This is a genomic window from Pseudomonas sp. LAMO17WK12:I1 (assembly GCF_900177315.1).
GTDB lineage: Bacteria > Pseudomonadota > Gammaproteobacteria > Pseudomonadales > Pseudomonadaceae > Aquipseudomonas > Aquipseudomonas marginalis.
The window spans coordinates 265617-275841 of record NZ_FWZV01000012.1 but is presented as its reverse complement, the minus strand read 5'-3'; the positions used below and the strand labels follow the sequence as shown (position 1 = coordinate 275841).

General features: G+C 61.7%; 15 protein-coding genes and 1 pseudogene. 12 read left to right on the top strand and 4 right to left on the bottom strand.

The genetic code is table 11. From position 1 onward, the window contains the following. Positions 1–237 (top strand): annotated as a pseudogene (locus tag B9N88_RS32755) (IS481 family transposase); the annotation flags it as partial. A 136-nt stretch (positions 238–373) separates the two neighbouring features. Here the strand turns inward: B9N88_RS32755 and B9N88_RS23355 are convergent. Beyond that, positions 374–835 carry a TlpA disulfide reductase family protein gene (locus tag B9N88_RS23355; RefSeq protein ID WP_027606362.1) on the bottom strand — a complete coding sequence of 154 codons (462 nt, stop codon included), beginning with the start codon at positions 833–835 and terminating at the stop codon, positions 374–376. A 115-nt stretch (positions 836–950) separates the two neighbouring features. Between B9N88_RS23355 and arsC the strand changes: the two genes are divergently transcribed. Genes arsC through B9N88_RS23340 form a run of 3 tightly spaced genes read left to right on the top strand, consistent with a single transcriptional unit; the run spans position 951 to position 2306 of the window. Then, positions 951–1304 (top strand): arsenate reductase (glutaredoxin), encoded by a 354-nt coding sequence (gene arsC / locus B9N88_RS23350; RefSeq protein ID WP_027606361.1) that lies wholly within the window; start codon positions 951–953, stop codon positions 1302–1304. Then, positions 1301–1915 carry an NAD(P)H:quinone oxidoreductase gene (gene wrbA, locus B9N88_RS23345; RefSeq protein WP_027606360.1) on the top strand — a complete coding sequence of 205 codons (615 nt, stop codon included), beginning with the start codon at positions 1301–1303 and terminating at the stop codon, positions 1913–1915. Before arsC ends, wrbA begins: the two co-directional genes overlap by 4 nt. After that, positions 1899–2306 carry a DUF2069 domain-containing protein gene (locus B9N88_RS23340; protein ID WP_027606359.1) on the top strand — a complete coding sequence of 136 codons (408 nt, stop codon included), beginning with the start codon at positions 1899–1901 and terminating at the stop codon, positions 2304–2306. Before wrbA ends, B9N88_RS23340 begins: the two co-directional genes overlap by 17 nt. 7 nt (positions 2307–2313) lie before the next feature. Here B9N88_RS23340 and B9N88_RS23335 read toward each other — a convergent pair whose 3' ends face one another. Both B9N88_RS23335 and ttcA read right to left on the bottom strand, forming a co-directional pair. Further along, complete coding sequence (locus B9N88_RS23335; protein ID WP_027606358.1) at positions 2314–2985, bottom strand: DNA-3-methyladenine glycosylase I; 672 nt, start codon at positions 2983–2985, stop codon at positions 2314–2316. An 80-nt stretch (positions 2986–3065) separates the two neighbouring features. Continuing rightward, a complete protein-coding gene (gene ttcA / locus B9N88_RS23330) occupies positions 3066–3890 on the bottom strand; it encodes a tRNA 2-thiocytidine(32) synthetase TtcA (RefSeq protein ID WP_027606357.1) in 825 nt (274 codons plus the stop codon). Between the two features lie 264 nt (positions 3891–4154). Here ttcA and B9N88_RS23325 point away from each other — a divergent pair, with 264 nt between their 5' ends. Next, positions 4155–4757, top strand: a complete 603-nt coding sequence (locus B9N88_RS23325; RefSeq protein WP_027606356.1) for a Yip1 family protein — start codon at positions 4155–4157, stop codon at positions 4755–4757. Positions 4758–4886: 129 nt separating this feature from the next. After that, a complete protein-coding gene (locus tag B9N88_RS23320; RefSeq protein WP_027606355.1) occupies positions 4887–5381 on the top strand; it encodes a SprT family zinc-dependent metalloprotease in 495 nt (164 codons plus the stop codon). A gap of 33 nt (positions 5382–5414) precedes the next feature. Here the strand turns inward: B9N88_RS23320 and B9N88_RS23315 are convergent, their stop codons facing one another. Beyond that, the gene (locus B9N88_RS23315; protein ID WP_027606354.1) at positions 5415–6590 is read right to left on the bottom strand and encodes a CaiB/BaiF CoA transferase family protein; all 1176 of its coding nucleotides are present in this window, start codon (positions 6588–6590) and stop codon (positions 5415–5417) included. A 157-nt stretch (positions 6591–6747) separates the two neighbouring features. Here B9N88_RS23315 and tusD point away from each other — a divergent pair, with 157 nt between their 5' ends. From tusD to B9N88_RS23285, 6 genes are all read left to right on the top strand, one after another. Continuing rightward, a complete protein-coding gene (tusD, locus tag B9N88_RS23310) occupies positions 6748–7140 on the top strand; it encodes a sulfurtransferase complex subunit TusD (protein WP_027606353.1) in 393 nt (130 codons plus the stop codon). Between the two features lies 1 nt (position 7141). Beyond that, complete coding sequence (gene tusC / locus B9N88_RS23305; RefSeq protein WP_027606352.1) at positions 7142–7492, top strand: sulfurtransferase complex subunit TusC; 351 nt, start codon at positions 7142–7144, stop codon at positions 7490–7492. Then, the gene (tusB, locus tag B9N88_RS23300) at positions 7492–7770 is read left to right on the top strand and encodes a sulfurtransferase complex subunit TusB (protein WP_027606351.1); all 279 of its coding nucleotides are present in this window, start codon (positions 7492–7494) and stop codon (positions 7768–7770) included. The genes tusC and tusB overlap by 1 nt, the downstream gene beginning before the upstream one ends. Then, positions 7767–8102, top strand: coding sequence for a TusE/DsrC/DsvC family sulfur relay protein (locus tag B9N88_RS23295; RefSeq protein WP_027606350.1), 336 nt, complete (start codon positions 7767–7769; stop codon positions 8100–8102). Before tusB ends, B9N88_RS23295 begins: the two co-directional genes overlap by 4 nt. Next, positions 8099–9100, top strand: coding sequence for a glycosyl transferase family protein (locus B9N88_RS23290; protein ID WP_027606349.1), 1002 nt, complete (start codon positions 8099–8101; stop codon positions 9098–9100). The genes B9N88_RS23295 and B9N88_RS23290 overlap by 4 nt, the downstream gene beginning before the upstream one ends. Before the next feature lie 88 nt (positions 9101–9188). Next, positions 9189–10184 (top strand): glutathione S-transferase family protein, encoded by a 996-nt coding sequence (locus tag B9N88_RS23285; protein WP_027606348.1) that lies wholly within the window; start codon positions 9189–9191, stop codon positions 10182–10184. The last annotated feature ends 41 nt before the right edge of the window (positions 10185–10225 follow it).

The following is a 10225-nucleotide window of genomic DNA, read 5'->3' as shown; positions in this document are numbered from 1 at the left end:
ATTTATCCAGGGTGCTTGCCCGATGTGGAATATCCGGCAGAAATGAAAGTTCGAAGCGTCAGGCAGGACGGATCGATCAAGTGGAACGGCAAGTTGGTATTTATCAGCGAGGCGCTGTCCGGGGAAAGGATAGGGCTCAAAGAAGCTGAAGATGATGCTTGGGATTTGTACCTGTGTGATTATCCCTTGGGGAGGCTTGGACGAGGTATGACCCGCGTCCAGGCCTCAAATGTGTAAACGATGTCCCCGGTTTCAGATGTAAACGATGTCTACGGTTCTACACCCCGATGACGGTGTAACAGTCACTGATGTATTGACTGACACACTGCTATCGGGGGCAAGCCCCCTCCCACATTTGATCGAGGACAATACTCTAGCCGCGCAAGGCCTTGAGCTTGGCCAACACCCCTTCCGCCGTCTGCTCACCCATCAACTGCTCGCGCACCTTGCCCTTGTCATCGATGATATAGGTCACCGGCAACGCTTCGCTGCGCGGAATCTCGAAGATCCCATCCGGGTTCTGTGCCAGCACGGTGAACTTGATCCCCAGCTTGTCGCTGGCTTCCTTCAGCTCTGCACCCTGCACGTTGTCGAAGTTAACCCCGAACACCCCCACGCCCTGCCCCTTCAACTGTTCCGCCAGGGCGTTGAGCTCAGGGATTTCCGTACGGCATGGGCCACACCATTCCGCCCAGTAGTTGACCACCAGCCACTGTTTGTCCAGGCGCTCGGCCGCGACCTTCCGGCCGTACTGGTCAACGCCGTAGTCATTGCCGCAGCCGCTGAGCAGCAGGGTTGTGATGATCGCCAATGCACCGATCAGTCGCCTTGTCATGGGGTATTCCTTCGCAAAAATGAACGTTGGCTGCGACCTATCGCCTCTTACGGTTTAAGGACAGGACGCCGCGCAGGTAGAATACCCGCCACCTTACGCAAGATGCGACCCGCACATGACCGATCTGACGCTTTATCACAACCCGCGCTGCTCGAAATCCCGCGGTGCGCTCGAACTGCTGGAAGCCCGAGGCCTCGCCCCCACCGTGGTGCGTTACCTGGAAACCCCGCTGAATGCCGCGCAATTGAAGACACTGCTGGCCAAGCTGGGCATCAGCGCCCGCCAACTGCTGCGCACCGGCGAAGACGAATACAAGGCCCTCAACCTGGCCGACGCCAGCCTCAGCGAAGCGCAGTTGATCGCCGCGATCGCCGAACACCCCAAGCTGATGGAACGCCCGATCCTGGAAACCGCCGATAAAGCCATCATTGGCCGTCCGCCAGAGAACGTGCTGGAGATCCTGCCGTGACTGCGCCGTATGTGCTGGTGTTGTATTACAGCCGCAATGGCTCGGTGAGCGAAATGGCCCGGCAGATTGCCCGGGGCATCGAGCAAGGCGGCATGGAAGCGCGGCTGCGCACCGTACCGGCGATCTCCACCGAATGCGAAGCCGTGGCGCCGAGCATCCCGGACGAAGGCGCGCTGTACGCCAGCCTCGATGACTTGAAAAACTGCTCGGGCCTGGCCCTGGGCAGCCCGACGCGCTTCGGCAACATGGCCGCGCCGCTCAAGTACTTCCTCGATGGCACCAGCAACCTGTGGCTCACCGGTGCGCTGGTCGGCAAGCCGGCCGGGGTGTTCACCTCCACCGCCAGCCTGCATGGCGGCCAGGAAACCACGCTGATGTCGATGCTGTTGCCGCTGCTGCACCACGGCATGCTGATCACTGGCCTGCCCTACAGCGAACAGGCACTGCTCGACACCCAGGGCGGCGGCACGCCGTATGGCGCCAGCCACCACGCCGGGCCGGATGGCAAGCGCCTGCTCGACCCGCATGAAATCACCCTGTGCCGGGCCCTGGGCCTGCGCCTGGCCAAGACCGCCACGTTGCTGGAGAACGGCCGTGGCCAGGAAGCCTAAGGTTCTGCCGCCGCAAGCGTGGCTGGAGCCACGGGTCAAGGCGGCACGCGTGTTAAGCCTGCTGGCGTTTTTCGCCCTGGTGGGTTTGTTGTGCGGCTACTACCTGTTCGTCGCCGACCTGCACGGCGCACGCCCGTGGGTGATCCTGCTGATCGAACTGGTGCCGCTGCTGGTGCTGGCGCCGGGGATGATCCTCGGCAGCACGCGCGGGCATTCATGGATGTGCTTTGCGGTGAACCTGTATTTCATCAAGGGCGCGCTGGCGGCGTATGACCCGAACCGGCAGTGGTTCGGGGTGCTGGAGATGCTGGCCAGCCTGGCGGTGTTTTGCACGGCGCTGCTGTATGTGCGCTGGCGGCACCAGTTGAACCGCCGGTTGGCCACACCCTAGAAGCCGGTCAGTGATTCACCGTATAGGCCAGCATCATCGACAGCTGGCACATCGGCCGCCCGCTCTCGGCATGCCACTGGTTGAACGCAGCCTGCACCGTGGCCAGGTCGCGCAGGCTGGTGGGTGCCTTGTCGACAATCTTCTGCGCATTCAATGCCGCGACCACGTCATCGCTCGGCACAAAGGTATCCTTGCCCACCATCCGCAAAAAGCGCGGGGCCGACAGCCCGCCCAGCTGATGACCGTGCTTGCTCAGGTATTTCCATAACCCGACGATGTCGGTCACCGGCCAGTCGGCGATAAATGCGCCGAAGCTGCCTTTTTCCTGCTCGATGTCCAGGATCATCTGCGCATTGCGCGGCACACTCTTGAGCTTGCCCAGGTGACGAATGATGCGCGTGTCCTGCATCAGCCGCTCCAGGTGCTCGGCACCCATCAGCACGACTTTTTCCGGGTCGAAGCCGAAGAACACCTGCTCGAAGGCCGGCCACTTGGCATCCACCACGCTGTGTTTCAAGCCGGCGCGAAACACGCGCAGCGCCAAGGTCGACAGGTAGCGATCATCACTGATCTTGCGTAACTGCGCCGGGGTCTTGGGCACCGGCAGGTGGGCGTCCAGCTCGGCCGCTGAACCGAAGCGGTTCAGACAATATTCGTGCAGCCACTTGTAATCGCGCATGCCCTCTCCTGCTGTTGAATGCTGGCAATGGAATTGAAAACGGCGCCCGCGAGCGCCGTGTGTCAGAGCGTTGAATGAGCTCAGAGGTTCACAACATTGACGAAACGCGACGCGGCAGTCTCATCGATTTTCAGGCTGGTGAAGTCGAACAGGTTGCGGTCGGCCAATTGCGACGGCTGCACGTTCTGCAGGCTGCGGAAAATACTTTCGGTACGCCCCGGGGTCTTGCGCTCCCAATCCACCAGCATGTCCTTGACCACCTGGCGCTGCAGGTTTTCCTGGGAGCCGCACAGGTTGCACGGGATGATCGGGAATTGCTTGAAGTCGGAATAGGCCTGGATGTCCTTCTCGTTGCAATACGCCAGCGGGCGGATCACCACGTTGCGCCCGTCATCGGCACGCAGCTTGGGCGGCATGGCCTTGAGCGAGCCATTGAAGAACATATTGAGGAAGAAGGTCTCGACGATATCGTCGCGGTGATGACCCAGGGCCATCTTGGTCGCCCCGATCTCATCGGCAAAGGTGTAGAGCGTGCCACGGCGCAGGCGCGAGCATAGCGAGCAGGTGGTCTTGCCTTCAGGGATCAGTTCCTTGACCACCGAATAGGTGTCTTTTTCAACGATGTGGTACTCGACGCCCAGCGCCTTGAGGTAGGCCGGCAGCACGTGCTCGGGGAAGCCCGGTTGTTTCTGGTCCATATTGACCGCAACGATGTCGAACTTGATCGGTGCGACCTTTTGCAGGTGCAGCAGCACGTCGAGCATGGTGTAGCTGTCTTTGCCGCCGGAGAGGCAGACCATGACCTTGTCGCCGTCCTCGATCATGTTGAAATCGGCGACTGCCTCACCGGCCAGGCGGCGCAGGCGTTTTTGCAGTTTGTTCTGGTTGACCGTAAGAGTGCCCATGGCGCTTGGATCCGCTGGAGGTGTGTGACGAAAAGCCGGGTATTTTACGCAAAAAAAACAGCTAAAGGGCTAACAGTAAAAGACCCCGCCGCGATTAGGCCCCCTGTTTACAGCGCAATTTGCTCTAAAGGCCCTACGGTTATTCCGGTCATCCCTTCCTATACTGCGACTTGAGGTCGCACACATATATCCAGACCTTTGTGGCCATCTGGCCCGTGGGCGCTCCGATGGGGGGCGATGGTAATAACGACAGGAGTGACTGGCATGATCCATCACGTCGTGGGGCTGTTTACCCATCCCGACCAGGAATGGCGGGAAATTCGTGGCGATAAAGAAGAAAGCATCGGCCACATGTACCTCACTCACACCCTGATTCTCGCGGCGATCCCCGCCGTATCGGCTTTTATCGGTACCACCCAGGTCGGCTGGGTCATCGGCAACCGCTCCCCGGTCATGTTGACCCAGGAAAGTGCGCTGTGGATGACCCTCATGTCCTACGCGGCCATGCTCGGCGGCGTGGCAGTGATGGGCGCGTTCATTCACTGGATGGCCCGCACCTACGACGCCAACCCCAGCATGGCGCGGTGCGTGGCGTTTGCCACCTATACCGCGACACCTCTGTTCATCGGCGGGCTGGCGGCGCTCTACCCGCATATGTGGCTGGGCATGGTGGTGGGCACTGCGGCGATCTGCTACACGGTGTACCTGCTGTATGTCGGCGTACCGACCTTCATGAGCATCGACCCGGATGAAGGCTTCCTGTTTTCCAGTTCGATACTGGCCGTAGGGCTGGTGGTGCTGGTGGCGATCATGGCGTTTACCGTGATCGTCTGGGGCCTGGGCGTGGGGCCGATCTACACGAACTGACCCGTTCAATGGCAAAGGCAAGGCCATCGCAAGGTGGCTTTGTGCGTGATGGATGACCATTCGGCGCCTGACAGATTCGGAAACACTCGGTTTTGCGGCATACTGGACGTCTCTGGAGATATGTACAGCATGCCCGAGCAACTCAATACCCGCGTCGAAGATTGTTTCCTGCAAGCCGAATCCTTTTTCAAACGAAGCTTCAAACGCCCCCAGGTCAGCCTCAAGCTGCGGGGTCAGAAGGCCGGTGTCGCACATTTGCACGAGAACCTGCTGCGCTTCAACCCACAGTTGTACCGAGAAAACAGCCAACACTTCCTGAAACAGACCGTGGCCCATGAGGTGGCGCACCTGATTGCCCACCAATTGTTTGGCGAGCGCATCCAGCCCCATGGCGAGGAATGGCAACTGATCATGCGTGGGGTCTACGAACTGCCGCCGGACCGCTGCCACACCTATGCCGTGAAGCGTCGCCAGGTGACCCGTTATATCTACCGGTGCCCGTGTGCCGACAGCGACTTCCCGTTTTCATCGCAACGCCATGGCATGGTGGCTCAGGGGCGGCGGTATCTGTGCCGGCGGTGTCGGCAGACCTTGGTGTTTACCGGCGAAACCAGGGTGGAATAAAGGCCTCATCGAGAGCAAGCCTCCACCCAGCCACTACATAATCACCTTGGAGCTGCGCAGCTCGCTGATGCGCTGCGGGCTCAAGCCCAGCTCCGCCAACACTTCATCACTGTGCGCGCCCACGGCGACGCCAATGTGCCGGGGCGCTGGCAACCCTTCCGAAAACTTCAACGGGCAGGCTATCTGCGCCTGGCTCGAGCCATCGCCCCTGGGCACCTGGCTGACCAGCGCCCGCGCCTTCAACTGCGGATGGGCCACGGCTTCGCTGAGCGTCAGCACCGGCTCCACGCAGGCATCCGCCCCGGCAAACAGCTCGCACAACTGCTCGAAACTGCGCTTCTCGAACTCCACCTGCAAGGCCTGCCTAAGCGCCGGCTGCTGCTCAGGCTTCAAGCCCTGCGCGGCCAACTCCGGCCGGCCCAACGCTTCACACAACTGCTGCATGAAAGCCGGTTCCAGGCTGCCGACCGACATCCAGCGCCCATCTCGCGAGCGGTAGTAATCGTAGAAACTTCCGCCATTGAGCACATGGCTCTCCCGCTCAGGCTCTACACCACACGCCAGGTAACCCGCGCCGGCCATGGCATTCAGGCTGAACGAGCAATCGGTCATGCTCACATCCAGGTATTGGCCGACCCCGCTCTGCTGCCGGGCGATAACGGCCGCCAGCAGCCCCACTACCGCATGCAGCGAACCGCCGCCCACGTCCGCCAACTGCACGCCCAAGGGCAGTGGCCCGCTGTCCCGGCGCCCGGTGTAGCTGGCGACCCCGGCCAGCGCCAGGTAGTTGATGTCATGCCCGGCGCGGTCCTTATAGGGCCCGGTCTGGCCGTAACCGGTGATCGACACATAAATCAGCCGCGGGTTGATCGCCTTCAGCGCCTCATAGCCCAGGCCCAGGCGCTCCATCACGCCGGGGCGGAATTGTTCGAGGACAATGTCGTAGTCCTTGACCAGTTCGCGCACGATCTCCAGCCCTTCGGGCTGTTTCAAATCCAGCGCCAGGCTGCGTTTGTTGCGATTGAGGTAGGCATGGCTGGCCGAAGTCCCCCGGTCATGGGGCGGCAGCACCCGCAGCAGGTCCGTGCGCGTGGGAGATTCGATGCGCAGTACCTCGGCGCCCATGTCCGCCAGCATCAAGGAAGCAAACGGGCCGGGCAGCAAGGTGGAAAAATCCAGTACTTTGAGGGACGCCAAGGGACCTGACATGGAGACTCCATTTGGGTTTCGAATTCCCACAGACTAGGCAGCCTGGCGCCTACCGGCAATCGTCAGAACGATCATCGAGGGTGACCGTTTTGATCATGGCGGGCTTTTTCGTGGCAGCGGCTTTATCATTGCCCCACGTTTGCTTGCAGAGTGTTCCATGAAGTTTGCGATTGCAGTGTTTTCCGCCGCCCACGCGCCCTCCTCGCGCCGCGCCCTGCTGTTTGCACAGGCAGCGTTGGCCGGCGGGCATGAGATTGTGCGGCTGTTTTTCTATCAGGACGGCGTCTACGGCGCCTCCAATAACATCGTTGCACCCCAGGATGAGCAGGACATTGCCCGCCAATGGCGCGAGTTGGTCAATGCGCATCAACTCGACGGCGTGGTGTGCATCGCTGCCGCCTTGCGTCGTGGCGTGCTGAATGCCGAGGAAGCCACGCGCTATCAACGCAGCGCGGCCAACCTGGATGCGCCCTGGGCATTGTCGGGCCTGGGGCAATTGCACGACGCCACCCAGGCCGCCGACCGCCTGATCTGTTTTGGAGGGCCGTGACATGTCCAAATCCTTGTTAGTGATCAGCCGCCAGGCGCCCTGGTCCGGGCCGAGCGCGCGCGAAGCGCTGGATATCGTGCTGGCCGGGGGCGCGTTTGATCTGCCGATCGGCGTGCTGTTCATGGATGACGGCGTGTTCCAACTGGCGCCGCACCAGGACGCCAAGGCCGTGCAGCAAAAAGACCTCAGCGCCAATCTGCAGGCCTTGGGCCTGTTCGGCATCGATGAGGTGTTCGCCTGCCGCCACAGCCTGGGTGAGCGCGGGCTGACGCAGCCGGCCAATGCCCAGTCGCTGGACAGCGAAGCGATCTCCAGGCTGATTGACCGTTACGACCAGGTGATAACCCTCTGATGTCGACTTTACATGTGGTATCTCACTCTCCTTTTACCGATAGCCGCCTCGCCAGTTGCCTGCGTATCTGTGGCGCCGAGGATGCGATCCTGCTCTGCGGCGATGGCGCCTACGGGCTGCACGACCCGGCCCTGCGCACCAAGGGCGTGAAGGTGTTCGTGCTGGCGGAAGACATGCAGGCGCGCAATCTGCCGCTGCCGGACTGGGCCGACAGCGTGGACTACCCGGGTTTCGTGCAGCTGTCGCTCGACTACCGCAAGGTCAACACCTGGCTATGAACACCCTGACCGTAGGCCCGCGCACCCTCGAACTGGACAAGGACGGTTACCTCGTCGACCTGAACGAATGGTCCCCTGAGGTGGCCGAGGCCCTGGCCGCCGCCGAAGCCCTGGAGCTGACCCCGGACCATTGGCAGATCCTCGAGCTGCTGCGCCAGTTCTATGCCGAGTTCCAGCTGTCCCCCGCCACGCGCCCGCTGATCAAGTACACCGCCTTGAAGCTCGGCCCGCAAAAGGGCAACAGCCTGCACCTCAACACACTGTTCAACGGCACTCCCGCCAAACTCGCCGCCAAGCTGGCGGGCCTGCCCCGGCCGACGAATTGCTTATGACCGACTTTGCCCCACTGACCCTTGAAACCCCTGCCGAGCATCCGTTTGCGCAGTTCGTGCGCATCCTGGGCAAAGGCAAGCGCGGCGCGCGCAACCTCACCCGCGAAGAGGCCCGCGACGCCATGGGCATGCTGCTCGACGAACAAGTCGAAGACACCCAGCTCGGCGCGTTCCTGATGCTGCTGCGCCACAAGGAAGAAAGCCCGGAAGAACTCGCCGGTTTTACCCAAGCCGTGCGTGAACGCCTGGACGCCCCCGCACTGAATGTGGACGTCGACTGGCCGACCTACGCCGGCAAGAAGCGCCACCTGCCGTGGTTCCTGCTGGCCGCCAAGTGCCTGGCGCAACATGGCGTGCGCATTCTCATGCACGGCGGCGGCGCACACACGGCGGGCCGGCTGTACACCGAACAATTGCTCGAAACCCTGCATATCCCGCTGTGCCGCAATTGGCAGCAGGTCGGGACGGCGTTTGAACAAGGCAACCTGGCGTTTATCCCGCTGGGCGACTGGGCGCCGCAACTGCAACGCATGATCGACCTGCGCAACACCCTGGGCCTGCGCTCGCCGATCCACTCCCTGGCGCGCCTGCTCAACCCGCTGAATGCGCGCTGCGGCCTGCAAAGCATTTTCCACCCCGGTTACCAGGGCGTGCACCGCGATGCCAGCGGCCTGCTTGGCGACCATGTGATCGTGGTCAAGGGCGACGGCGGCGAAGTCGAGATCAACCCCGACACGATCAGTCACCTCTATGGCACCACCGGTGGCGAAAGCTGGGATGAAGAATGGCCCGCCCTCTCCGACCAGCGCCACGTCAAGCCGGCAACCCTAGAGCCTGATCACCTGAAGGCCGTGTGGCGCGGCGACGTAGAAGACAGCTACCCGCAACTGGCGCTGATCGCCACCATGGCCCTGGCCTTGCGCGGCCTCGGCCACCCACGGGAACAAGCGTTCGCATTGGCCCGACAATACTGGGATGCACGGGACAAATCGATTTAATCGATCATTCCCGCCCGGTCTTTGCGCTTTTAGTTCGAACTCATCCCTTTAGACTGGGCTCCAACGCTTATTAGCCAAGGAGCCAGTCATGGGTTTGCTGATCGAAGGACACTGGAAAGACCAGTGGTACGAAAGTAGCGCAGATGGCGCTTTCCAGCGCGAACAGGCCCAGCGCCGCCACTGGGTGACCGCCGATGGCCAGCCGGGGCCCAGCGGCGAAGGCGGCTTCAAGGCCGAGGCCGGTCGTTATCACCTCTATGTGTCCCTGGCCTGCCCCTGGGCCCATCGCACCCTGATCCTGCGCAAGCTCAAGGGCCTGGAAAGCATGATCGACGTGTCCGTGGTCAGCTGGCTGATGCTGGAAAACGGCTGGACCTTCGACAAGGCCCACGGCTCCACCGGCGATAAGCTCGATGGTTTCGAATTCATGCACCAGCGCTATACCGCCGACACCGCCGACTACACCGGCCGCGTCACCGTGCCGGTGCTGTGGGACAAGCAGCTCAACCGCATCGTCAGCAATGAATCGGCAGAGATCATCCGCATGTTCAACAGCGCGTTCAACGGCCTGACCGGCAACACCCTGGACTTCTACCCCGAGGCCCTGCGCCCGACCATCGATGGGCTGAACGAGCGGATCTACCCGGCCGTGAACAATGGCGTGTACCGCGCAGGCTTTGCCACCTCACAAAAAGCCTATGAAAGCGCGTTTGATGATGTGTTTGCCGAACTGGACCATCTGGAGCAGCACTTGGGCGACCATCGCTACTTGGCCGGCGAGTACCTGACCGAGGCGGATGTGCGCTTGTTCACCACGCTGATTCGTTTTGATGCGGTGTATTACAGCCACTTCAAATGCAATCTGCGGCGGATTGCCGATTATTCGAACCTGTCGAATTGGCTGAGGGAGATGTATCAGTGGCCGGGCGTGGCCGAGACGGTGGATTTCGCACACATCAAGGGGCATTACTATGGGAGCCACCGCACGATCAACCCGACGGCGATTGTGCCGAAGGGGCCGTTGCAGGCGTTTGATGCCGGGCATGATCGAGTGCGGCTGACAGGTCAGGGTGTCTTGAGCTGAGTACGGCTGGCAAGCCCGTCTTGGTGAGCGGGCTTGTCGCA

Coding starts and splice junctions, on each gene's coding strand:
- arsC (WP_027606361.1), top strand. CDS start 951: ATGACCGATCTGACGCTTTATCACAACCCGCGCTGCTCGAAATCCCGC.
- B9N88_RS23295 (WP_027606350.1), top strand. CDS start 7,767: ATGAACACCCTGACCGTAGGCCCGCGCACCCTCGAACTGGACAAGGAC.
- B9N88_RS23325 (WP_027606356.1), top strand. CDS start 4,155: ATGATCCATCACGTCGTGGGGCTGTTTACCCATCCCGACCAGGAATGG.
- B9N88_RS23355 (WP_027606362.1), bottom strand. CDS start 835: ATGACAAGGCGACTGATCGGTGCATTGGCGATCATCACAACCCTGCTG.
- ttcA (WP_027606357.1), bottom strand. CDS start 3,890: ATGGGCACTCTTACGGTCAACCAGAACAAACTGCAAAAACGCCTGCGC.
- tusD (WP_027606353.1), top strand. CDS start 6,748: ATGAAGTTTGCGATTGCAGTGTTTTCCGCCGCCCACGCGCCCTCCTCG.
- B9N88_RS23320 (WP_027606355.1), top strand. CDS start 4,887: ATGCCCGAGCAACTCAATACCCGCGTCGAAGATTGTTTCCTGCAAGCC.
- B9N88_RS23335 (WP_027606358.1), bottom strand. CDS start 2,985: ATGCGCGATTACAAGTGGCTGCACGAATATTGTCTGAACCGCTTCGGT.
- B9N88_RS23315 (WP_027606354.1), bottom strand. CDS start 6,590: ATGTCAGGTCCCTTGGCGTCCCTCAAAGTACTGGATTTTTCCACCTTG.
- B9N88_RS23290 (WP_027606349.1), top strand. CDS start 8,099: ATGACCGACTTTGCCCCACTGACCCTTGAAACCCCTGCCGAGCATCCG.
- B9N88_RS23285 (WP_027606348.1), top strand. CDS start 9,189: ATGGGTTTGCTGATCGAAGGACACTGGAAAGACCAGTGGTACGAAAGT.
- tusB (WP_027606351.1), top strand. CDS start 7,492: ATGTCGACTTTACATGTGGTATCTCACTCTCCTTTTACCGATAGCCGC.
- tusC (WP_027606352.1), top strand. CDS start 7,142: ATGTCCAAATCCTTGTTAGTGATCAGCCGCCAGGCGCCCTGGTCCGGG.